Origin of the sequence: Collinsella sp. AM10-26, assembly GCF_003472525.1 — a bacterium.
Lineage (GTDB): Bacteria > Actinomycetota > Coriobacteriia > Coriobacteriales > Coriobacteriaceae > Collinsella.
The window spans coordinates 159,040-180,946 of the sequence record NZ_QRMC01000005.1; the positions used below are offsets into that span (position 1 = coordinate 159,040).

Below are 21,907 nucleotides of genomic sequence, written 5' to 3' on the forward strand. Positions count from 1 at the left end.
TTTGAAAGGACTTTATATGGGACTTTTCACTGGTAAGACCGTAATCGTCACCGGCGGCGGCAAGGCCACGCTTAAGGACGGCTCCGCTGGCTCCATCGGCTACGGCATCGATATCGCATTTGCCAAGGAGGGCGCAAACCTCGTCATTACCGGCCGCAACGTTGCCAAGCTCGAGGCCGCCAAGGAGTCCCTCGAGGCGGAGTACGGCGTCAAGGTGCTGCCTGTTCAGGCCGATGTCTCGGCTGGTCAGGACAACGAGGCCGTCGTGCAGAACGTTATCGACAAGGCGATTGAGGAGTTCGGTCGCATCGACGCCGTCGTCAACAACGCTCAGGCCAGCGCTTCGGGTGTGACCATCGCCGACCACACTATGGACCAGTTCAACCTGGCCATTTACTCTGGCCTGTATGCCACCTACCTGTACATGCAGAAGGCCTATCCGCACCTGAAGGAGACCAAGGGCTCCGTGGTCAACTTTGCCTCGGGCGCCGGCCTGTTTGGCAACTATGGCCAGTGCAGCTATGCTGCCGCCAAGGAGGGCATCCGCGGCCTGACCCGCGTCGCCGCCAACGAGTGGGGTCCCGACGGCATCAACGTCAACATCGTGTGCCCGCTTGCTTGGACTGCTGCGCTCGAGAACTTCCAGGATGCCTATCCCGAGGCGTTCAAGGCCAACGTCCACATGCCGCCGGCGGGCCACTACGGCGACGTCGAGAAGGAGATCGGCCGCGTGGTCGTTCAGCTCTGCGGCCCCGACTTTAAGTACATGAACGGCGAGACTGTCACCCTCGAGGGCGGCATGGGCCAGCGGCCGTAGGGTTACGCGGTTTTACCAAACTGCGTAACAGCTCGACGCTGCGCGGGCCGCATTTGGACAATCTGACGTTCAACTTCAAGGGCGCGACCAGAAGGTCAGCGCCCTTTCGTTTCACGTCACCTTGCCTCAAATGCGGCCCGCTCGCTGACTTATGCTCAACCTGCGGCGCCATTTTGCTTGAAGGCACCTTGCTCGATCTGGCGGGTTTTCGCTGTCGGAAATGATCCGTTGGGGACGGAGGAAAACGGATCATTTTTATCCTGGTGCATTGGTGCAGGGGGCAGGTTTCCTTTGCACTAGTTTCTGTCGAGTCGGTGCTTCTTGCGGGTTGCCCGTATAATGGTTTGCGTATGAACCGCAACCAAGGAGTTCCAGTTTATGGACCAGAGCCTTTTTAAATTCGACCTGATCGCCGAGGACCCGACCACGCACGCGCGTGCCGGCGTGCTGCACACCCCGCACGGCGACATCGAGACGCCGATCTTTATGCCCGTAGGCACCAAGGCAAACGTCAAGGGTATCCCTACCGAGACCGTCAAGCAGCTCGGCGCCCAGATCGTGCTCGCCAACACCTATCACCTGTCCATGCGTCCCGGCGAGGACACCATCGCCGAGCTGGGCGGGCTGCACAAGTTTATGAACTGGCACGGCCCCATCCTCACCGACTCGGGCGGTTTCCAGGTCTTTAGTCACAACGACGCCGTCAAGCTCACCGACGAGGGCGTGCGCTTTATCGTCAACGATTACGACGGCCGCCACGTGTTCTGGACGCCCGAGGACAACATGGAAATCGCCATGAAGCTTGGCTCCGACATCTGCATGCAGCTCGACCAGTGCCCGGGCTATCCCGCCACGCGCGCCTACGTTGAGCGCGCCGTTGAGCTGTCGAGCATGTGGGCCGAGCGCTGCTATAAGGCTCACACCCGCGATGACCAGGCGCTCTTTGGCATCGTTCAGGGCGGTATGCACCTGGACCTGCGCCTTCGCTCGCTGCGCCATCTGGAGGAGTGCGGCGATTTTCCGGGTTATGGCATCGGCGGCTACTCGGTGGGCGAGGACCACGAGACCATGTTCGAGACGCTGGCGCCGCTGGCTTCCGAGTACATGCCTAAGCACAAGCCGCGCTACCTGATGGGCGTCGGCAACCCCACCACCCTCGTGCGCGGCGTGGGCGTGGGCATCGACATGTTCGACTGCGTGCTGCCGACGCGTACCGGCCGCATGGGCACGGCGTTTTCGAGCGAGGGTCGCCTCAACTTCCGCAATGCCCGCTTTGCGCACGACGACGGCCCCATCGATCCCACCTGCACCTGCCCGGTATGCACGGGCGGCTACAGCCGTGCGCTCATCCGCCACATGGTCACGCAAAAGGAGATGCTCGGCGGCATTTTGCTCTCGATGCACAACATCTACTACTTGCTCAACCTTATGCAGCAGGCTCGTCAGGCCATTATCGAGGGCCGTTACGGTGCGTTTGTGAGCGACTGGATGAACAGCCCTGCGGCGGTGGATTACTAAGAGCTCCGGGCTCGCTTACGAGCTGTTCGCGGCCGGCGGCGGGCATTGCATTCGCTGGCATCGGCTGCGCGACCGCTGACCGATGGCTTGCAAGCACTTGATGCATCGTGGGTACCATACCGAATGGTTGATGTTCGGGCGGGTGTTTGGCGCATGGCGTCGACCCCGCCCGTTTTCTTTTTCTCGATAGGAGTACCCATGATTAAAAATGAGAACGTCGAGGGCGAGCCTGCCTACGACGAGACGTACCGACGCGGTCCCGTGGTCATGCGCGGCCCCATGATTCCTAAGGACAACACCTACGCCAACCTGCTGGCACCCGAGGAGTCGACCGACTGGCTGCATGCCGATCCGTGGCGTGTACTGCGCATTCAGGCCGAGTTTGTCGACGGCTTTGGCGCGCTTGCCGAGCTCGGACCTGCGGTGACCATCTTCGGTAGCGCCCGCACGCCCAAGACCGATCCGCTCTACAAAGCGGCGCGTACCGTCGGGCGCAAGATCGCGCAACGTGGCGTGGCGGTCATCACAGGTGGCGGCCCCGGCATCATGGAGGCAGCCAACAGGGGAGCGGCGAGCGCCAACGGCAAATCGGTCGGCTTGGGGATCGAGCTCCCGCACGAGCACGGGCTCAACAAATACGTGAACTTGGGCATGGACTTCCGTTACTTCTTTGTGCGCAAGACCATGTTCGTCAAATACAGCTCGGGCGCCATCGTGTTCCCCGGCGGTTTTGGTACGCTCGACGAGATGTTCGAGGTCCTTACGCTGGTGCAGACGCACAAGGTCAAGCGCATGCCGCTCGTGCTGGTGGGCAGCGAGTACTGGCAGGGCCTGTTCGACTGGCTCAACGGCCCGGTGATGGACGCCGGTATGATCAGTCCGCTCGATCCGGATCTAGTACACATTACCGACGACCTCAACGAAGCCGTCGACATTGCGCTCAGCGGGTTGATGTAGAGCAATCGTGCCCACCGCGACATGAATATGCATGGCAATCTGATGCTTTCTAACGTCAGGTTGCCATTTATATTGGGTATACTGATGCAAAAGACGAGGGCGAGGAGGTCGCGTATGTCTACTGCAACGGTTAAGCCTACGACGGTTCGCATCGAAGAGGGGCTCAAGGAGCAGGCGACCGAGTTCTTGGATTCGGTCGGCCTCAGCCTCAATTCCTATCTCAATCTTGCCGTTCGGCAGCTTGTAAATCAGCGAAAGATTCCTTTTGAGATTGTAGGAAGGGCGGAGGTGCCCAACGAGGCGACGAGGCGTGCCATGGTGATCGCCGAGGCTCATGAATTGGGGATTCTGCCAGACGACAGCCCGTCATTCAATAACGCTGATGAGCTTATATCATTCCTCGATGAGGGCTAGCGATGTTTGAGATTGAAATCGAGGCTCAGTTTAAGGCGGATTACAAACGGACGATGCGCATCCATCCGCAGCTAAAAACCGAGTTTAAGGCGGCAGTTGCAGAGCTTGCGGCTCACGGCTCGCTTCCCGCGGAATATGGTGCCCACGAGCTTTCAAACCCGGGCGGCAACTACAACGGTCACATCGATTTCCATCTATCCGATGGCTTGGTCGACGTGGTCGTTCTCTATTTGCCGCATAAGACTAATCCTGTGATCCGGTTGGTCAGAATGGGCTCGCATGACGAACTGTTTCAGGGTTCGCACGGCTGATTGCTCGCTTATGATTCGCGAGGGAATAGTAATTGATTCACGAGCGATTGAGCAAGGCAGCTCCTATTCCACCGCAACAGCTGGGGACGTCCCGTTCGTGGCTGCGACCTCCGGTTCTCCTCTTCGCTGGATTTCGCTTAAAAGCTCGGCTGCAACTTCGCTGCTTTTGAAACGGATGCTGCAGTCTTCTTTCTTAGGAAAAGCCAGTAATGGAATAGCTCCGTACCAGACGGTTTCCTCGTCAATTACTGACGCGCACAGGCGCCCTTCGGCTTTGATGGAATAGTCGACGTTCATCTCGGCAAAAATCGCTTTTACGTCATCGCGCGGAGTCGAGGCAATTGAAATCTCAAGGGCAATCCCACGGACAATAGCGCTCGTGAGCGCGGCGGCGAGCTTCGCGAGGCATGCGGCGGATGCGTAGGGCGCGGCAATAAAAATGCTTTTCGTTGCGCTTGCGATGTCGTCCGCTAAAGCCTCCACGGCTGTTGCCGACCTAACGAGGATGTTTCGATCGGCCTGTTTGTTGTCATTTGCTGCAAAGACTTCATACCCCAGCTTGGCATAGGTCTTGAGTCTCTTCTGGTACATACGCGCGAGCATGGGTATCGACAAATCAACATAGTCGAATATCTCAACCCGCTGCTTGCCCTCGTGACTTCTATGTAGTCTGCCTGCCTGCTGCGTTATGCTGCCGTCCCAAGATATCGGTGTGGCAATGAGCAGAGTGTCAAGGTAAGACAGGTCGAAGCCCTCGCCCAGAAGGCCTTCGGTTGCGATGATAATTCGATGCTCATGCTCGAAGCCGGGAAGGCTGTTCAGTATTGCCTTTCTTTCTTTGGCGTCGATTTCTCCGGTTAAGAGTATGGGTTCGTGTCCGCGGCTTTGAAGCAGCCTATATAGCTCTTCGGCATGTTTTTTCCTTTTGGATAGCACAAGCGAATGTCGACCGTTTGACGCGGTATCGAGGGCATCGTCGACAATTGCTTCGTTTCTCGCTGTGTGCGCACACAGGAGATCGAGAACTTGATTAAAGGACGCCCCTGGTTTGTAGGCGGGTAGTCGAACTCCGGTAAAACGCGGCCTAACAACGCGCTGAATTCCCTGTTGGATTGCTTGCGTTTTTGGATCAATGACATGGCGAAGCGGGCCGCAGAGCATTGAGAGTGCTCGCGTGAGTCCGTCCGAGCGTTCGGGCGTCGCAGAAAGGCCGTATACATATTTGGCTGGAGCGGACTTGAGGACAAGCTCAAGCTGTGGTGCGGCTGCATGGTGACATTCATCACAGATGACGAGGCCGTAATCACGAACGAACTCCTTGGCTATTGGTTCTCCGGTCTGGGGGTCCTTGCTGGACAGAGACTGGAATGAAGCAATGTCGATGAGATGGCTTATGGCGGTTTTACCTCCTCCGATTTGGCCAATGAGCGGCGGCTGCCTTTTACTGATTCGTCCTTTTGGGGTTCGGACTGGCTTTCTGTTATCAGTAATGTCGATAAACCGTTCGAGCTGGGATTTCCATTGGGCAATGAGCGCAGTCTTGGGAACGATGACGAGCGTTGGAAGACCGATGGTAGCAATAAGATAGGCTCCGATGACGGTTTTGCCGAAACCCGTCGGTGCAGACATGATTCCGTCTTCATAGCCGAGCATCTGTTCGGCGGCAATTTGCTGTTCAGGGCGAAGAGTCCCTTTAAATGCCATCACAATTGGATTGCCAGACTTGCGCTTGTCAGAATAGTGGGCAGCAACGCCGGCTTCTTGAAACAGCCACTCAAGCTGAGCCTTGCAGCCTCTGGGAATCGCGACGCAGCTGTCTCTAAGTTCGCTGAGGTCTATGTACCGCGGTTTGCCGAATACCGATTGATGCATAGATTGCGCGCGGAAGAATTCTGGGTTGGCAAATGTTGCAAGCCTGCGAACTTCCATTTGAGCTGCGGGACTCAGAGATTTTTCGGGGATATAGAGCATATCGGCCTGCGTGACGGACAGCGATGACGGGAAGTCCTGCGGCGTGAGCGGAAGCCGCTTTCGCGGCCTCTGAGAATGTGGCGCGGCGGTGTTTCCCACCACTGCAGCAGATATTCCATGCGGTTTATTGTCGATGCTCTCAATCAGATTTTGCACTGTTGCATGTGGAATCAGCTGAATTTGCGAAAGGTAAAGCCATTGATCGGGAAAGGGCTCAAATTGCTCGTCAACAAATACACTGTTCCCTTTTCGCTGCGCTTTTCCTTGAAAAGGCAGTGCTATGAGATTTCCAAAGCCGCCCTCAGGAATGGTGGACTGCGCGGGCAGCATCCGGTCAAAAGCTTCAAAGGTGATTGTCTTGTTGAGCGCCGCTGCTTCGGTGATAAGGCTGCTTCCAAATTCTCGTGCGATCTTTGCGCTGGTGAGCTCTAGGAAGAAAAACCAGACATGTGTGCCGTTACCTGATCTCGATCGCTCGACCGCAGCATCGATTCCATGGTTTTTTGCGACACGCCGAATGGCGTTTGTCGCTTCTTTCCAATCGGCTCCGTCAAAGTCGATGACCAGGACTTTTGTGTTGCTGTCATTATCGAGAACATATTGACCTATGACGTCTCGGAGTCTGTCGTCACTGCCCTTGAAATGGGAGATGATCGCGGTATCGCTCAACTCGGGGAAGACGCGGTTGCCACATTCAGCGCATTTGGATTTCTGACGATTTGCTTTGGGACAAATGCCTGACTTCCACTCGTTTGCGCAAGCGGGCGTATAGCCGATTCCCCCGTCTTTTCTGCGGTACCCATGGGCGTAAACATCTTTGCGGCCAGTAAAGAGATTGCGAAAGAGCTCGAGTTTGTCGCGCGCTGGACTCGCACTGGTGACGATACCCTCGACCTGCGTCCGTCTATCGAAAGATGTGCCAGCTTTCTCCCATTCTTCGAGCGTTGCGTAACGGATGTCTGGGCCATTGCTGCAGATGACGATTTGGCCGTGCGGCTCAGATACATGAACGACTGCTTCCTTGAATTGGAATACCGTGTCCCCGATGAGGGCGTATTGATGCGTGACGGTGCTCATGTAAATGCCGTTCTTGTTGGGGTTCATTAAAATGAGAGTACGTTACTTTGGTTTTTTGGGCATCCGATTCTGATTTTGGTTCGGTGATAGTGGAGTGCGGCTCCGTGAGTGGTGTTTGGCTGGTGCTAAAATATGTGGCAGCTGTTATTGAGTGGGTTTTAGCGGCTGCGGGGCGAGCTGGAGATCCTGGGAACTGCCTTCGAATAGGACCGGTGGGCAAAAAATGGCAAATATGAGTACTGTTGTTGCGACAGTATCATATCATCTGTAAAGTATTTAAGACCAATCGAGTGAAATCGAATATAACCAACCCTCTAAACATGACGATTTGGGGCATTATGGCGCTCGAAATTGGCGGTGAGATGCAAATTCAGCCAGATTTCGCTGCTACTAAATTTGTAGCAGTACTCATATTTGCCATTTTTTGACCAAGGGGTATCGCAAGGGGGTTGGATAAAGCATCGATCGCCTGCAATGGCTCAATTGGGCAGTTGTGCGGCAATTGAGTTGCGGCGTAATGGGAAGCTATTCGCAGCCTTTCGACTAAAACGGTCCCTTTACCGCCGCCATTCCTAAAGAGATGCCGGCGCGCCTTAAGTTGGGGCGTGCCGGCGTGATGGCTTTGCTGTGGCTGGGTGTACCTCGGCTGTTCGACTGTCCCAGCTTGTCCTGTCTAGCTAGGCAGACCTTTCTTAGCGTTTAACGTTTGCCCAGATAAAACCTGCCAAAATAAACCTGTCCCTAATTGGCAGGTTGGTAGCGGGGGCAGTAGCTGATGGCGATGGCATCGACGCCTACGTGGGTGGCGATGGTGCAGCCGATGGGACCGGTGCCCGCATCGACGCAGTCCTGGCCCGCGAGCGCCTGGTTGACGAGCTCTTGCTCTTCGACGGCGCCGGTTGTGAGCACGCGTACGCTCGCGCCCGGATGCTCGGCCAAAAAGTCGAGGCAATCTGCCATGGTGTTGGCAACGATGCGCTTGGCGCCGCGGCCCTTTTTGATGACTTTGATCTCGCCCGATTTCCACTCCGGCGAAACGGCCAGGCGAATGTTGAGCATCTGCGTGAGGTGGCCGGCAAGCTTGGGCGCGCGGCCGTTCTTGACGAGGTTCTCGAGTGTGCGGGGAATCACTAGCAGGTGGGCGTCGGGCAGCGTCGCGCGGATCTGCGCCTCGGTCTCGTCCAAGCTGCGGCCGTCATCGCGCATGGCGAGCGCGTATTCCACCAGCAAGCCCTCAGCGCCCGAGCCGGTGCGCGAGTCGACGCAGCGCACGTCGAGCTCATGGGTGTCAGCCACCAGACATGCGTTGGCGTAGCAGGCGGACCACTCGCTGCACAGCGAAATGAAGATGGCACTGTCGTGGCCGTCGGCGAGCACGCGGTCAAAGAGCGCCTTGAACTCGCCAGCGCTCGGCTGCGACGTGTGCGGCAGCTGCTTGGAGCCGGCCATGCGGGCGACGTACTCCTCGGCGGTAATCTGCATCTGGTCGAGCAGGTCCTCGCCTTCGATAACCACATGCAGTGGAATCACGTAAATGCCGAGTTCTTGGGCGCGGGCGGGGGAGATGTCCGACGTGGAGTCGGTTATGATGGCAAAAGACATAATTGCACCTTTCGTCGGGGCGCTTGTGTGCCGCCTTCTGAGAGCAAAGTGCGACAAGTATAGTGGAGTTGTTCCGCATTGCTAGGTTCAATTGTTGAATAGTCAACAGTTTTTAATGTTGGTGTGGAAATCATCAACTGGGGAAGAGGGATGCCGATGGGGGCACTGGAGATATGCAGGCGGCCGGTCGTGCTGTTTGATTTCGATGGTACGGTGGCCGATACGGGCCGGGCGGTGATGACCTCGACGCGCAAGGCGCTGACTGCGCGCGGGTTTTCGGAGGCGCAGATGGGTGACCTGCGCCGTATGATCGGGCCGCCCCTGTGGAAGAGCTTCCACGACTTTTACGGCTTTACGCGTGAGGAGTCGCTCGTGGTGGCCGACGAGTACCGTGCCTTTTTTGACGAGCTGGGTCCGGAGGAGTATCCCGTGTTCGATGGGATCCCCGCGCTGCTCGATGGTCTTGCCGCTCAGGGACATCGCTTGGCCGTGGCGACCTCTCGTATGGAGGCAAAGTGCATTGACATGGTGGGCGAGCTGGGGCTTTCGCAGTTTGAGGCGGTGGTCGGCATGAATCCGTCGCAGGGGCGCGAGACCAAGGCCGATTCGGTTCGCGATGCCCTGGCGGCGCTCGGCGCGACGGCGGGCGATGCCGTGATGATCGGCGATCGCTTTAACGATGTGGAGGGCGCGCACGCAATGGGCGTGCCGTGCATCGGCATCTATTCGGGCGCGGCGGCGCCGGGCGAGCACGAGGCGGCGGGTGCCGACGCAGTGGTGCACTCGGTGGCCGAGCTTGCTAAACTTTTCGCTATCTAGGGACTTAATGTGAGGGGCGGGCGTGCTCGCCGCTCATTGGTAAGGAGGTCGTCCATGAATCAGGTGGAGCAGAGTGTTGCCGAGTACGTCGACGAGGTCTGGGAGGACGTCGTCGCCGATATCGAGCAGCTGGTGAGCTACCCGTCTGTTGCCGTTGCTGCCGATGCGGAGCCCGGTGCGCCGTTTGGCCGCCCGGTCCGTGACGCGCTCGATTGCGCGCTCGGCATCGCACAGAACCTCGGCTACCAGACGAGCGACGACGAGGGCTATGTGGGCATTGCCGATATCCCCGGTCGCGGCGACAAGCAGCTCGCGACCATCTGCCACGTGGACGTGGTGCCCGCCGGCCCGGGCTGGAACACCGACCCGTTTGCGATGGAGCGTCGCGAGGGCTGGCTGCTCGGCCGCGGCGTGATCGACGACAAGGGTCCGACGGTACTGTCGCTCTACGCCGGCGCCTATCTGCTCAAGCACGGCATTACCCCGCGCTATACCTTCCGCGCCCTGCTGGGCTGCGATGAGGAAGTGGGCATGTCCGACGTTCACCATTATCTGGAGAACCACGCAGACCCCGACTTTTTGTTTACGCCCGATGCCGAGTTCCCGGTCTGCAATGCCGAGAAGGGCCAGTTTGGGGCGACGTTCGTGAGCTCCAAGATTGACGGCGGGCGCATTGTGTCCTGGGGCGGTGCCGAGGCGAGCAACGCTATTCCGTCGCAGTCTATCTGCGAGCTTGCGATTGCCGCCGATGAGCTGCCGGCGCCCGTTGAGAACGCCGACCGCCTGGAGATCACGGCGCTCGAGAACGGCCATGCCCAGATTTTCGCGCACGGTATCGGTGGCCATGCCTCGATGCCCGAGGGGACGATCAACGCCGTTGGCCTGATCGTGACGTACCTGCGCGAGGTCGAGGATGCGTTTGCCGCACGCGACGAGCGCTTGCTGACGCCTGTCGAGCATGAGTTTGTCAAGTTTCTGGCCTTTGTACATGCGGATGCCTATGGCCGCGGCCTGGGTATCGACGCGACGAGCCCCGCGTTTGGCCCGCTCACGTGCAACCCCGGCGTCATCCGCGTGGCGGATGGCCACATTGAGCAGGTCATCGACGTGCGCTTCCCCGATAGCACGAGCGCCGATACCATCCGTGGGCAGCTCGAGCCGCTCGTGGGCCGCTTTGGCGTGACGTATCGCGTCGGCCGCGCCAAGGTACCGTTCTCGGTCTCTGCCGATGATCCGGCCGTGAAGGCGCTTATCGATACCTATAACGAGTTCACCGGCAAGCATGCCGAACCCTTTGCCATGGGCGGTGGCACGTACGCACGCAACTTTGCCCGCGCCGTGTCGTTTGGCCCCGAGGAGACCGGCCTGGAGCTGCCCGCATGGGGTGGCCAGATGCACGGCCCCAACGAGTGCGCCAACGAAGAACAGCTCAAGCAGGCGCTCAAGATCTACATCGTGGCGATCCTGCGTCTCAACGAACTCGAACTTTAAGGTTACGCGGTTTTACCAAACCGCGTAACGGGTCGACGCTGCAAACGCCCCTAAGCGGCAATCTGACGTTCAATCGTCGGTCGCGTACCGAAGTACGCTTCCCTCCTCTTTCACGTCACCTTGCTCGCTTAGGGGCGTTTTCGCTGACTTATGCTCAACCTGCGGGGTTTCCAAGGTAGTCGTTGGGTGTTCTTAAATGGCTAGTCAAACAAGAACGTCCCCGATGACTAGTCGTTTAAGAACGTCCCCAATGACTACCTTGTAAAAGGTGGACCATGCTTGTCGGCGGGTTTGTTATTTGTTTGTAAAGCTGAACCGCGCTTGCGGTAAGGGTCTATCAAATGCCCGTAAGAAAGCGCAGTTGGCGCGGGCGTTGCCTGGTCGGGAACGTATCTTTCCATACAGCAAAGCGGGCAGGGTGCCCGCGAGTCGCATGTATGAAAGGAAGATCATGCTCGATCAGGCTTATTCTCGTCGTCAGTTCCTCGGCCTCGCTGGTGGTCTTGCCAGCATCGTCGGTCTCGGTCTCGTTGGTTGTGGCGGTTCCAATGCCGCTGACACCGCCAAGGGCAGCGTCGCCGCCGAGTCCGTCTCCGGCGAGGTGACCTACGACGGCGCCTCTTCGTTCCAGGCTCTCGTCGAGGCTGCTGCTGAGAAGTTCATGGATGCCAACCCCGACGTTTCCATCTCCGGTTCGGGCAACGGTTCGGGCAAGGGCCTGACCGCTGTCGCCGCCGGCACCGTCACCATCGGTAACTCCGACGTCTTCGCCGAGACCAAGCTCGAGGCCGACCAGGTCAAGAACCTCGTCGATCACGAGGTCGCCGTCGTGGGCATGGGCCCCGTCGTCTCCAAGAACGTGACGGTCGACGATCTGTCCCTCGAGCAGCTCAAGGGCATCTTCTCTGGCCAGATCACCAACTGGAAGGAGGTCGGCGGCGACGACGCCACCATCGTCGTCCTCAACCGCAAGGCCGGCTCCGGTACCCGCGCCACCTTCGAGGCCGCCGTCTTTGGCGACGAGGCCGTCGACTTTAAGGGCGACGCCGAGCTCGACAAGTCCGGCGACGTCCAGACCCAGATGGCCAGTACCGACAACGCCATCTCCTACCTGGACTTCTCGCACTTCGACGACTCCAAGTTCAACGCCGTCAAGGTCGAGGGCGTCGAGCCCAAGAGCAAGAACGTCACCGACGACTCCTTCAAGATCTGGGCTACCGAGCACATGTACTGCGCCAAGGACGCAGACGAGGCCACCAAGGCCTTCCTGGACTTTATGCTTTCCGACGACGTCCAGGGCAAGCTTGTCGAGGAGCAGGGCTTTATCCCCGTCTCTGCCATGAAGGTCGTCAAGGACGCCAGCGGTAAGGTCTCCGCTAAATAGGTAATCGCCCCCGGAAAGGTTTGCAATGGCAAAACAGCTGCCAAAGCGCGACCTTGAGAACGTGGGCCTGGGCGTCACGGGCGCGTGCGTAGCGCTCGTGACGCTTGTTGTTGCCGCGCTTATCTTCATGGTCGCCCAAAAGGGCCTCTCGGCTTTTGTTAAGGATGGCGTTTCGGTCGTCGAGTTCTTCACTGGTACCAAGTGGGACCTGGCTAACACAGCCGAAAACGGTCTGCCTTACACCGGCGCCCTGCCCCTGATCGTCACCTCGTTTGCGGTCATGGTACTCTCCACGCTCATCGCACTGCCCATCGCTATCGGCTCTGCCATCTTTGCGGTCGAGATCCAGCCTAAGTTTGGTTCCAAGGTCTTTCAGCCGCTTATTGAGCTTTTGACCGGTATTCCCTCGGTTGTCTTTGGCCTGATCGGCTTTCACGTGGTCGTCGGCCTTATGAAGAGCGTTTTCCACGTAAGCACGGGCTTGGGCATCTTGCCCGGCGCCATCGTGCTGGCCGTCATGATCCTGCCGACGATGACCACGCTTTCGGTCGATGGCCTGCGCGCTGTGCCCGATAGCTACCGTCAGGGCTCGCTCGCGCTGGGCTACACCCGCTGGCAGACCATCTGGCACGTGGTGCTCAAGTCCGCCATGCCGTCGCTCATGACTGCGGTCATCCTTGGCATGACGCGTGCCTTTGGCGAGACGCTCGCCGTGCGCATGGTCATCGGCGGCATCGAGGCCATGCCGACGTCGCTGCTGTCGCCGGCGTCCACCATCACCACCACGCTCACCACGTCCATGGCGGTCTACGCCGAGGGCTCGGCCCAGGACGACGTCCTGTGGGCACTCGGTCTGCTGCTGATGGGCATGAGCCTCATCTTCATCCTGATCATCCATCTCATTGGCCGCAAGGGGGCGAAGGCTCGTGGCTAGCACGCGCATCCACATCGACGAGGCGAGGCTCGGGCGTGTCCAAAAACAGGATCGCATCGCCACGGGCGTGCTGACGGCGATCGTCGCCATCGTCATGCTCATCGTCATCTCCATGGTGGCCTATATCCTGTTCGAGGGCATCTCGACGCTGTTCCAGCCGGGCTTTCTCACAGAGCCGTCGCGCGCCAACGGAACGCAGGGCGGCGTGCTCTACCAGCTGTTCGACTCGTTCTACCTGCTGCTGATCACTCTGATCATCTCGGTGCCCATCAGCCTAGGCGGAGCGGTCTTCCTGGTTGAGTACGCGCCGAACGGCCCTATCCGCGACATCGCCTCTACCGCCATCGAGACGCTGTCCTCGCTGCCTTCCATCGTCGTCGGCATGTTCGGCTTTCTGGTGTTCTCGGTGCAGCTGGGCTGGAAGTACTCCATCATCTCCGGCGCTGTCGCGCTCACCATGTTCAATATCCCCATCCTGGTGCGCGTGATCCAGCAGGCGCTCGAGGACGTGCCACAGGCCCAGCGCGATGCATGCCTGGCCATGGGCCTTACCCGCTGGGAGGCCACGCTGCACATCCTGATTCCCGAGGCCATGCCCGCCATCGTGACCGGCATCGTGCTTTCGGCAGGCCGCGTCTTTGGCGAGGCCGCGGCGTTGCTCTTTACCTCGGGCATGAGCTCGCCGGTTCGTCTGAACTTTTTGAGCTTAAACTTGTCGAGCCCCACCTGCGCCTGGAACGTCTTTCGACCCGGCGAGTCGCTCGCCGTGCACATCTACAAGATCTATGGCGAGGGCAGTCCCGAGGCTCAGCAGATCGTTTGGGGCACCGCCGCACTGCTGATGATCTGCGTGCTGCTGTTTAACGTGATCGCCCGTATCGTGGGCAAGCAACTGGCAAGGAGGATGACGGCCGAATGAGCGAGATGAGCACAACGCCCGCAACCGAAGCAGCATCGTCCGAGACCCGGGACTTCCTGTCGAGTGTGGGGGAGAGCGAGAAGCGCGTGCGCGTGAGCGGCAAGGCCGCGAGCGACGAGGTCGTGCTCTCTACCAAGGACGTCAACGTGTACTATGGCGACCACCATGCGCTGCACGACACGTCGCTCGACTTCCACAAGGGCGAGATTACGGCGCTCATCGGGCCTTCAGGCTGCGGCAAGTCGACCTTTTTGCGCAGCCTCAACCTCATGAATCGCGAGATTCGCGGCTGCCGCGTGGAGGGCGAGATCAACTACCGCGGGCGCAACGTGAACACCAGGACCGAGAACACGTACGAGCTGCGCCGTTCCATTGGCATGGTGTTCCAACAGCCCAACCCGTTCCGCAAGTCCATTCGCGACAACATCACGTTTGCGCCTAAGCGCCACGGCATCACCGACCGCGACGAGCTCGATCGCATGGTCGAGGAAAGCCTGCGAGGCGCGGCGCTGTGGGACGAGGTCAAGGACAAGCTCGACAAGAGCGCCTACGCGCTTTCGGGCGGACAGCAGCAGCGTCTGTGCATCGCGCGCACGCTGGCGCTCAACCCAGACGTGATTCTGTTTGATGAGCCCTGTTCGGCGCTCGACCCCATCTCGACGCTGGCGATCGAGGACCTGATGTCTTCGATCGTTGCCGACCGCGCCATCGTCATCGTGACGCACAACATGGAGCAGGCGTCGCGCGTGTCCAATCGCACGGCGTTCTTCTACATGGGCGATATGGTTGAGTACGACGAGACCGACGAGATTTTCCAACGGCCCAAGGATAAGCGGCTGAATGATTACCTCACCGGCATGTTCTCCTAGTCCGGGACATGCTTGAGGCCCGTGGCGGCCATGGTTGCCGTGGGACTGATTGGAGAGGCGGGTCATCTCTTTTGCGAGATGGCCCGCCTTTTTGCTCTGCGACCGAATCGACCACCACAAAGGGGACAGGCACCTTCGTGGTGGTTTTTCGAATAACGAGGCGCCTGCCCAAAACCACCACGAAGGTGCCTGTCCCCTTTGTGGTGGTTTTCGCTATCATGGACAACGTTGAATTTCTACGAAGGAGCAGGGCATATGGCGATTCTTTTGGGATGCGATTCCGTCAGCCTAGAGTTTCCCACCAAGCATATTTTCGATAGCGTGACGCTCGGCGTGGGCGAGGGCGACCGCATTGGTATCGTCGGCAAAAACGGCGACGGCAAGTCGACGCTGCTGAGCGTGCTCGCCGGCACGCTGGAGCCCGACGACGGCCGCGTGACGCATCGCCGCGGCACCACGATCGGCCTGCTCGGCCAAAAGGACGACCTGGTCGATATCGACACAGTGCACCATGCCGTCGTTGGCGACACACCGGAGTACGAGTGGGCTTCGAGCCCCCGTACGCGCCAGATCCTCGCCGGCCTCATTAGCGATGTGCCCTGGGAGGGCACGGTGGGCGAGCTCTCGGGCGGCCAGCGCCGTCGCGTGGACCTCGCGCGCCTGCTGATTGGCGACTACGACGTGCTCATGCTCGACGAGCCCACCAACCACCTGGACATGCGTACCATCAACTGGCTCGCGCGTCACTTAAAGGCTCGCTGGCAGCGTGGTCAGGGCGCGATGCTCGTGGTCACGCACGACCGCTGGTTCTTGGACGAGGTCTGCACCAGCATGTGGGAGGTCCACGACGGCCAGGTCGACCCCTTCGAGGGCGGCTACTCCGCATATATCCTGCAGCGCGTGGAGCGCGACCGCATGGCCGCAGTCACCGAGGAGCGCCGTCGCAACATGGCGCGTAAGGAGCTCGCGTGGCTGAGCCGCGGCGCCCAGGCGCGTTCCACCAAGCCCAAGTTTCGCGTGGATGCCGCTCGCGAGCTCATCGCCGACGTGCCGCCCGTGCGCGACGAGTTGGAGCTCAAGCGCCTGGCGGTGAGCCGTCTGGGCAAGCAGGTTATCGACGTGGTCGACGTGGATGCCGGCTATGCGGATGCCGATGGCGCGCCCAAGCAGGTGCTTTCCGACGTGACCTGGCTTATTGGCGCGGGCGACCGCTATGGTCTTTTGGGCGAGAACGGCGCCGGCAAGTCCACGCTGCTCGAAGTGATTCAGGGCAAGATTGCGCCCACGCGCGGCCGCGTGAAGATTGGCCAGACGGTGCGCTTTGGCGTGCTCTCGCAGCAGCTCGAGGAGCTCGAACCCTACATGGGCGACACGATCCGCGAAGTGCTCAGCAACTACAAGAGGTACTACGTCATCGACGGCAAGGAGACCTCGCCCGAGAAGCTTTGCGAGCGCCTGGGCTTTACGACGCAGCAGCTCTGGAGCCGCATCGGCGATCTTTCGGGCGGCCAGCGCCGTCGCCTGTCACTGTTGCTGACGATTCTGGACGAGCCCAATGTGCTTATCCTGGACGAGCCGGGCAACGACTTGGATACCGACATGCTGGCGATTGTCGAGGACCTGCTCGACGGCTGGCCCGGCACGCTGATCCTGGTGACGCACGACCGCTTTTTGATGGAGCGCGTGACCGACCAGCAGTGGGCGCTGCTCGATGGTCACCTGACACATATGCCCGGCGGCGTGGACCAGTACCTGCGCCTGTGCAACGCTACTGCCGATGGCGAGCCCGTGGGCGCACCGAGTGCCAAGACCGGCACGTTCGACACCGGTGCCGCGGCGGTTGCGGGCGAAAAGCCCAAGACGAGCGGGCAGCCCAACGGCCTTTCCAACGCCGAGCGCCAGAAGCTCCGCCGCGAGGTGAGCTCGCTCGAGCGCAAGATGGAAACACAGCGCGCTCGCGTGGAGGAGGCCGAGGCCGCGATGGCCCAGGTCGATCCCACCAACTACACGGCGCTGGGCGAGCAGCAGGCAAAGATCGACGAGGCCCACGCCGCCATGGACGAGCTGGAGATGGCGTGGCTCGAGGCGAGTGAAAAGCTCGAGGGCGAGGAGTAGGCGAGGATGATCAAGGCCGCATTTTTCGATATCGACGGCACGCTGCTGAGTTTTAAGACGCACCGGATTCCGGCGTCGGCGCAGCAGGTGCTCGACAGCTTTCGCGGGCAGGGGATTGCGTGCGTGATCGCCACGGGCCGCCCGACCTATCAGATGCCCGATTGGCTATTCGACCTGGGCTGGGATGCGTACATTACGCTCTCGGGCCAGCACTGCTTTGATGCCAAGGGCGTATACCGCAGCTGCCCGATTGACCCGGACGACGTTGCGGTGATTGTGGACCAGGTGGCGCAGGGGCGCTATGACTCGCTGTGCATGCAGGGCGAGAATTCGTTTGTGAACCGCCTGTCCGAGCGCGTGGTGACGGCAGGCAGCAACGCGGGAATCGTCTACCACGAGGAGCCGTTTGAGCACGCCTTCGATGCGCCGGTTTACCAGTTCTGCGCCTTTGTGGACCCCACCGACGAGCATATCGTGACCGACGCCGTGTCGCATTCGCTCACCACGCGCTGGTGCGATCTGTTCTGCGACATTATTCCCGCTAACGGCGGCAAGGACCTGGGCGTGGCGGCAACGCTGGAGCGCCTGGGCATCGACGCGAGCGAGGCAATCGCCTTTGGCGACGGCGAGAACGACCTGTCGATGTTTGCCGCCGTGGGCACGAGTGTGGCCATGGGCAACGCGCAGGACACCGTGAAGGCAGCAGCAACCTACGTGACAACCGCCGTGGACGACGACGGAATTTACAACGCCGCAAAGCACTTTGGGCTGCTATAGCTGCGGCTCGGCACTTGGGGACGGTCCTTTTCTGCCGGCAGCTGGGGACACTCCTTGCGGGGCGTTCCCATTTTGTTTCATCCCGCACGTTTTGTGAAACACGGCTAACTTTTAGGTAAAGTAGTAAGACATGGGCAACTTTTGCGGTAAAGTAAGCCGTGGAAAGTATCCAACGGCTAACTAGCAATCATCGCGAAAGGCGGCCCATGGCCCTACGTGAATCCGGAGAAGACTATCTCGAATCGATCTACGTTCTGTCGGAACGTCAGGGCATCGTGCGCTCGATCGACGTCGCGGAGTACCTCGGCGTAACCAAGGCGAGCGTTTCCAAGGCCATGGCGACGCTGGAAAGCAACGGCTATGTCGAAATGGGCAAGCGCGACGTTCATCTGACGGAGCGTGGTCTGGAGGTCGCTCGCCAAATGTGGGAGCGTCACTGCTTTTTCGTGGGGCTGCTGGAGGATGCGGGTGTTTCGGCTGAGGTCGCGTCGCAAGAGGGCTGCTACATGGAGCACTGCCTGAGTGAGGAAAGCTTCGAGAAGCTGAGGGCTATGCTCGCCAGGGAAGAGACGTCGAACTCAACAACGGAATCCTAACAGGTCCTCAGTAGCGCGGAGTTCGCGCAAAGCGCGAACCAGCGAAAAGGGGATAGAGACTTCTAGCAGAAGGGACTTTCTCCGAGTCCACAGTAAACCTGTCGGGATGTAGCATCCTTTCAGCAGCGCCGCCCTTCCATCCCAAAGAGACGCGTCTCCCGCGCCGAAGGCGCGGGACAGCGGCCGGGACGAATGGTCCCGCCAACCAAATTCAGCTCAGACAAGGAACCTCGCCAGCAAGCGATGCCCAAGAACCGCCAGCTGTGTCAATGCAGGCCGGGACCGGGCTTGGTTTTGAAAACCCTCCGCAGCGCGAGGCCCGTCTTTCCGTTGCTCCGTAGGAGCAGGAAAGACGGGCCTCATGCGCGAGGACGTTTTCAAAACCAAGCCCGGTCCCGGCCGGACAGCCCACGAACGCTACAGGTTCTTGACACCCATCGCGCGCATGGTGTTCAGGATAGCGATGATCGCCACGCCCACGTCGCCAAAGACAGCGAGCCACATGTTGGCGATGCCGAGCGCCGCGAGCACAAGGATCAGCAGCTTAATACCCAGCGCAAAGATGATGTTCTGCCAAACAATCGACATGGTCTTGCGAGCCACGCGGATCGCGCGGGCGATGTTGGACGGCTTGTCATCCATCAGCACGACATCCGCCGCCTCGATCGCAGCGTCGGAGCCCATGGCGCCCATGGCTATTCCGACGTCGGCTCGCGTAAGCACAGGCGCGTCGTTGATACCGTCGCCGACAAAGGCGAGCTTGCCCTTGCCGCTTTCGGCCGCGATCAGCGCTTCAACGCGCTCGACCTTGTCGCCCGGCAGCAGCTGCGCGTGGAACTCGTCGAGGCAGAGCTGCTTGGCCACCGCAGCAGCCACTTCCTCGCGGTCGCCCGTGAGCATGACGGTGCGCTTGACGCCGGCGGCGTGCAGGTCGCTGATCGTCTGCTCGGCATCGGCCTTGACGGTGTCTGCAATCACGATGTGGCCGGCGTACACGCCGTCAACGAGCACATGCAGAATCGTGCCGACGACCTCGCAATCGGGCGCTTCGACTCCGGCCGCGGCGAGCATCTTTGCGTTGCCAACGACGACGTGCTTGCCGTCGATGGTTGCCGTCACGCCATGGCCCGCGTCGTTGGTGGAGTCGCTTACGCGCTTGGGGTCGACCTCGCCCTGGTAGGCGACACGTACGGACTGCGCGATGGGGTGATCGGAGAACGACTCAGCAAGGGCTGCGACTTCGAGCAACGACTGCTCGGTATAGCCGGCCTCGGGGTGTACCGCGACCACCGAGAACGTGCCGTTGGTGAGGGTGCCCGTCTTGTCAAAGACGACGGTGTCCACGTCGGCGAGCGTCTCGAGGTAATTAGAACCCTTGATGAGAACGCCCAGCTTGGACGCGCCGCCGATGCCGCCAAAGAAGCTCAGCGGCACGCTGATCACGAGCGCGCACGGGCAGCTGACGACCAGGAAGGTCAGGCCGCGCAGGATCCAGTCGGACCAGGCGCCGGTGACCAAGCCGCCGCCGAGCGCGAGTACCGCGGCAGCGCCGGTGACGGCGGGCGTGTAGATGCGGGCAAAGCGCGTGATGAAGTTCTCGGTGCGCGCCTTCTTTTCGCTGGCGTTTTCTACGAGCTCCAGGACGCGCGCGACGGTGGACTCGCCAAAGGGCTTGGTGGTGCGCACGTGGATGAGCCCCGTCATGTTGATGCAGCCGCTGATGATATCGTCTCCGGTTTTGGCCGGGCGGGGGACCGACTCACCGGTAAGGGCGGCGGTGTCGAGCTGGGTTTCGCCTTCGACGATGACGCCGTCGATGGGCACGCGCTCGCCGGGCTTGACCACGATGACGGTGCCGACGGCGATGTCATCGGGGAAGACCTGTTCGAGTGTGCCGTCGGGTTGTTCGACGTTGGCGTAGTCGGGTGCGATGTCCATCATGGCGCTGATCGATTTACGGCTCTTACCCACGGCGTATGCCTGGAACAGCTCGCCGACCTGGTAGAACAGCATGACGGCGGCGCCTTCGGCCATGTGCGGATCGGTGTCGGGGAAGAGCACCATGGCAAACGCGCCGATGGTCGCGACGGCCATGAGGAAGCTCTCGTCGAAGGCCTTGCCGCGGCGGATGTTATTGAATGCCTTTTGCAGTACGTCGTAGCCGGCAATCAAAAACGGCACGAGGAACAGCACAAAGCTGGCGTAGATGTCGCCCGGGGTGCCGAATGCGGCAGTGAGGGTGCCGAGCTCATCGAGGGCGTACACCACGGCAAAAATGCCCAGCGCTACCAGGATGCGGTTGCGCTTATGCTCGAGTGACTCTTTTTTCTTGCGCTTCTTCTTTTTCTTCTTGGGGTCGGCGGTGGCCATGACTCGTATCCTCCCATTTGAATGTATGAACACTCGCTCATACAATTTCGCGAGCAAAGGCCGCGGCAAGCGCGGCCTTGCGTGTTGGCGTAAACCTGGGCTAGAGAATGATCTCGCAGTCCGGCTCGGCGTCGGCGGTGAACTCCACAACGCGGTCGAGGACCTCGTCGAACTCGGCTTCATCGGCCTCGAGCGTTAGCTTCTGGGTCATAAAGTTGACCGAAACGGACTTGACGCCCTCGAGCTTGGCCAGCTCGTCCTGAAGCTTACGCGCGCAGTTGGCGCAGTCGATCTCATCGAGCTTAAACTGCTTTTTCATGGTGGGTTCCTTTCCCTGTATTTGCGGCTTGGGTGCAGGCCGCGCTGGTACCGTGGTTAGTCGCTATTCGCAGATGTGGCTCATGCCCTGGTTGAGCATGGTGTAGACGTGGTCGTCGGCGAGCGAGTATAGGATATTGCGCCCGTCGCGCCGGAATTTAACCAGGTGCGACTGCTTGAGTGTACGCAGCTGATGCGACACCGCGGACTGCGACGTCGCGGTTGCTTCGGCGATGTCTGCCACGCAGAGTTCGCGGCCCATGAGAGCGTAGAGAATCTTGATGCGCGTGGTGTCGCTGAAGACCTTGAACAGGTCGGCGAGGTCGTAGAGAAGTTCCTCGTCGGGAAGGTCCTCGGGCGAGCAGGTGGTGGGGATTGCGGGTTCGGTGGCCTCGATGTCGGGTTTCGTTTCATCAACGCGGATGCTCATTGCAATATCCTTTCATATGAACATGCGCTCATATAACCTACTTCCGATTATATGAGCGCATGTTCACATGTCAATACAATTTGCGATAATTTCGATGGCTGCTTGCCGCCTCTGCGATTTTCTGTGGGTTGGGATGCATCGACGCAATGCTCGCCAGCATATTTTGAGATGTTCGGCCAGCATGCTAAGAAAGCCGCCTCGAGAAGCATTAGAACTGT

19 protein-coding genes are annotated in these 21,907 nt (G+C 59.9%); 14 read left to right on the top strand and 5 right to left on the bottom strand.

Features of this window, described 5'->3' with window-relative positions; genetic code table 11:
• Nucleotides 1-16: 16 nt before the first annotated feature.
• The 5 genes from DW123_RS05975 to DW123_RS05995 all read left to right on the top strand — a co-directional run bounded on the left by DW123_RS05975 (nt 17) and on the right by DW123_RS05995 (nt 4,017).
• Nucleotides 17-817 (top strand): SDR family NAD(P)-dependent oxidoreductase, encoded by an 801-nt coding sequence (locus tag DW123_RS05975; RefSeq protein ID WP_035137314.1) that lies wholly within the window; start codon nt 17-19, stop codon nt 815-817.
• 378 nt (nt 818-1,195) lie between these two features.
• The gene (gene tgt, locus DW123_RS05980) at nt 1,196-2,335 is read left to right on the top strand and encodes a tRNA guanosine(34) transglycosylase Tgt (RefSeq protein ID WP_117742993.1); all 1,140 of its coding nucleotides are present in this window, start codon (nt 1,196-1,198) and stop codon (nt 2,333-2,335) included.
• Nucleotides 2,336-2,533: 198 nt separating this feature from the next.
• On the top strand, nt 2,534-3,292 hold the full coding sequence (locus tag DW123_RS05985) for a TIGR00730 family Rossman fold protein (protein ID WP_117734475.1): 759 nt from the start codon (nt 2,534-2,536) through the stop codon (nt 3,290-3,292).
• 114 nt (nt 3,293-3,406) lie between these two features.
• Nucleotides 3,407-3,706: a type II toxin-antitoxin system RelB/DinJ family antitoxin gene (locus tag DW123_RS05990; protein ID WP_117734476.1), complete on the top strand. Its 300-nt coding sequence runs from the start codon at nt 3,407-3,409 to the stop codon at nt 3,704-3,706.
• Between the two features lie 2 nt (nt 3,707-3,708).
• Complete coding sequence (locus DW123_RS05995; protein WP_117734477.1) at nt 3,709-4,017, top strand: type II toxin-antitoxin system YafQ family toxin; 309 nt, start codon at nt 3,709-3,711, stop codon at nt 4,015-4,017.
• A gap of 63 nt (nt 4,018-4,080) precedes the next feature.
• Here DW123_RS05995 and DW123_RS06000 read toward each other — a convergent pair whose 3' ends face one another.
• Nucleotides 4,081-7,065 carry a DEAD/DEAH box helicase family protein gene (locus DW123_RS06000; protein ID WP_158564776.1) on the bottom strand — a complete coding sequence of 995 codons (2,985 nt, stop codon included), beginning with the start codon at nt 7,063-7,065 and terminating at the stop codon, nt 4,081-4,083.
• Nucleotides 7,066-7,806: 741 nt separating this feature from the next.
• On the bottom strand, nt 7,807-8,667 hold the full coding sequence (locus tag DW123_RS06005; RefSeq protein ID WP_117763137.1) for a DegV family protein: 861 nt from the start codon (nt 8,665-8,667) through the stop codon (nt 7,807-7,809).
• Between the two features lie 156 nt (nt 8,668-8,823).
• On the opposite strand from DW123_RS06005, the gene DW123_RS06010 reads away from it, so the two are divergent.
• The 9 genes from DW123_RS06010 to DW123_RS06050 all read left to right on the top strand — a co-directional run bounded on the left by DW123_RS06010 (nt 8,824) and on the right by DW123_RS06050 (nt 18,571).
• Nucleotides 8,824-9,486, top strand: coding sequence for an HAD hydrolase-like protein (locus DW123_RS06010; RefSeq protein WP_233540137.1), 663 nt, complete (start codon nt 8,824-8,826; stop codon nt 9,484-9,486).
• A gap of 54 nt (nt 9,487-9,540) precedes the next feature.
• The gene (locus DW123_RS06015) at nt 9,541-10,977 is read left to right on the top strand and encodes a M20 family metallopeptidase (protein WP_118273157.1); all 1,437 of its coding nucleotides are present in this window, start codon (nt 9,541-9,543) and stop codon (nt 10,975-10,977) included.
• Between the two features lie 451 nt (nt 10,978-11,428).
• Entirely contained in the window at nt 11,429-12,361 is a 933-nt protein-coding gene (locus tag DW123_RS06020; protein WP_117794536.1) for a phosphate ABC transporter substrate-binding protein, read from the top strand.
• Nucleotides 12,362-12,386: 25 nt separating this feature from the next.
• Nucleotides 12,387-13,295 carry a phosphate ABC transporter permease subunit PstC gene (gene pstC / locus DW123_RS06025; protein WP_117735562.1) on the top strand — a complete coding sequence of 303 codons (909 nt, stop codon included), beginning with the start codon at nt 12,387-12,389 and terminating at the stop codon, nt 13,293-13,295.
• The gene (gene pstA, locus DW123_RS06030; protein WP_199570195.1) at nt 13,288-14,214 is read left to right on the top strand and encodes a phosphate ABC transporter permease PstA; all 927 of its coding nucleotides are present in this window, start codon (nt 13,288-13,290) and stop codon (nt 14,212-14,214) included. Before pstC ends, pstA begins: the two co-directional genes overlap by 8 nt.
• Complete coding sequence (pstB, locus tag DW123_RS06035; RefSeq protein ID WP_199570194.1) at nt 14,211-15,083, top strand: phosphate ABC transporter ATP-binding protein PstB; 873 nt, start codon at nt 14,211-14,213, stop codon at nt 15,081-15,083. The genes pstA and pstB overlap by 4 nt, the downstream gene beginning before the upstream one ends.
• Nucleotides 15,084-15,338: 255 nt before the next feature.
• Nucleotides 15,339-17,198 (top strand): ABC-F family ATP-binding cassette domain-containing protein, encoded by a 1,860-nt coding sequence (locus DW123_RS06040; RefSeq protein WP_118273155.1) that lies wholly within the window; start codon nt 15,339-15,341, stop codon nt 17,196-17,198.
• A gap of 6 nt (nt 17,199-17,204) precedes the next feature.
• Nucleotides 17,205-17,975 (top strand): Cof-type HAD-IIB family hydrolase, encoded by a 771-nt coding sequence (locus DW123_RS06045; protein ID WP_117742984.1) that lies wholly within the window; start codon nt 17,205-17,207, stop codon nt 17,973-17,975.
• 206 nt (nt 17,976-18,181) lie between these two features.
• A complete protein-coding gene (locus DW123_RS06050; RefSeq protein WP_117735567.1) occupies nt 18,182-18,571 on the top strand; it encodes a metal-dependent transcriptional regulator in 390 nt (129 codons plus the stop codon).
• A gap of 417 nt (nt 18,572-18,988) precedes the next feature.
• Here the strand turns inward: DW123_RS06050 and DW123_RS06055 are convergent, their stop codons facing one another.
• From DW123_RS06055 to DW123_RS06065, 3 genes are all read right to left on the bottom strand, one after another.
• On the bottom strand, nt 18,989-20,941 hold the full coding sequence (locus tag DW123_RS06055) for a heavy metal translocating P-type ATPase (RefSeq protein WP_199406658.1): 1,953 nt from the start codon (nt 20,939-20,941) through the stop codon (nt 18,989-18,991).
• Between the two features lie 100 nt (nt 20,942-21,041).
• Nucleotides 21,042-21,260, bottom strand: coding sequence for a cation transporter (locus DW123_RS06060; RefSeq protein ID WP_117735568.1), 219 nt, complete (start codon nt 21,258-21,260; stop codon nt 21,042-21,044).
• Nucleotides 21,261-21,323: 63 nt separating this feature from the next.
• Nucleotides 21,324-21,689, bottom strand: coding sequence for a helix-turn-helix transcriptional regulator (locus tag DW123_RS06065; RefSeq protein ID WP_117639712.1), 366 nt, complete (start codon nt 21,687-21,689; stop codon nt 21,324-21,326).
• Between the last annotated feature and the right edge of the window lie 218 nt (nt 21,690-21,907).

Excerpts from the sequence above, each read along its gene's own strand:
- DW123_RS05975 (WP_035137314.1), top strand. The coding sequence starts at position 17 with ATGGGACTTTTCACTGGTAAGACCGTAATCGTCACCGGCGGCGGCAAG.
- tgt (WP_117742993.1), top strand. The coding sequence starts at position 1,196 with ATGGACCAGAGCCTTTTTAAATTCGACCTGATCGCCGAGGACCCGACC.
- DW123_RS05985 (WP_117734475.1), top strand. The coding sequence starts at position 2,534 with ATGATTAAAAATGAGAACGTCGAGGGCGAGCCTGCCTACGACGAGACG.
- DW123_RS05990 (WP_117734476.1), top strand. The coding sequence starts at position 3,407 with ATGTCTACTGCAACGGTTAAGCCTACGACGGTTCGCATCGAAGAGGGG.
- DW123_RS05995 (WP_117734477.1), top strand. The coding sequence starts at position 3,709 with ATGTTTGAGATTGAAATCGAGGCTCAGTTTAAGGCGGATTACAAACGG.
- DW123_RS06000 (WP_158564776.1), bottom strand. The coding sequence starts at position 7,065 with ATGAGCACCGTCACGCATCAATACGCCCTCATCGGGGACACGGTATTC.
- DW123_RS06005 (WP_117763137.1), bottom strand. The coding sequence starts at position 8,667 with ATGTCTTTTGCCATCATAACCGACTCCACGTCGGACATCTCCCCCGCC.
- DW123_RS06010 (WP_233540137.1), top strand. The coding sequence starts at position 8,824 with ATGGGGGCACTGGAGATATGCAGGCGGCCGGTCGTGCTGTTTGATTTC.
- DW123_RS06015 (WP_118273157.1), top strand. The coding sequence starts at position 9,541 with ATGAATCAGGTGGAGCAGAGTGTTGCCGAGTACGTCGACGAGGTCTGG.
- DW123_RS06020 (WP_117794536.1), top strand. The coding sequence starts at position 11,429 with ATGCTCGATCAGGCTTATTCTCGTCGTCAGTTCCTCGGCCTCGCTGGT.
- pstC (WP_117735562.1), top strand. The coding sequence starts at position 12,387 with ATGGCAAAACAGCTGCCAAAGCGCGACCTTGAGAACGTGGGCCTGGGC.
- pstB (WP_199570194.1), top strand. The coding sequence starts at position 14,211 with ATGAGCGAGATGAGCACAACGCCCGCAACCGAAGCAGCATCGTCCGAG.
- DW123_RS06040 (WP_118273155.1), top strand. The coding sequence starts at position 15,339 with ATGGCGATTCTTTTGGGATGCGATTCCGTCAGCCTAGAGTTTCCCACC.
- DW123_RS06045 (WP_117742984.1), top strand. The coding sequence starts at position 17,205 with ATGATCAAGGCCGCATTTTTCGATATCGACGGCACGCTGCTGAGTTTT.
- DW123_RS06050 (WP_117735567.1), top strand. The coding sequence starts at position 18,182 with ATGGCCCTACGTGAATCCGGAGAAGACTATCTCGAATCGATCTACGTT.
- DW123_RS06055 (WP_199406658.1), bottom strand. The coding sequence starts at position 20,941 with ATGGCCACCGCCGACCCCAAGAAGAAAAAGAAGAAGCGCAAGAAAAAA.
- DW123_RS06060 (WP_117735568.1), bottom strand. The coding sequence starts at position 21,260 with ATGAAAAAGCAGTTTAAGCTCGATGAGATCGACTGCGCCAACTGCGCG.
- DW123_RS06065 (WP_117639712.1), bottom strand. The coding sequence starts at position 21,689 with ATGAGCATCCGCGTTGATGAAACGAAACCCGACATCGAGGCCACCGAA.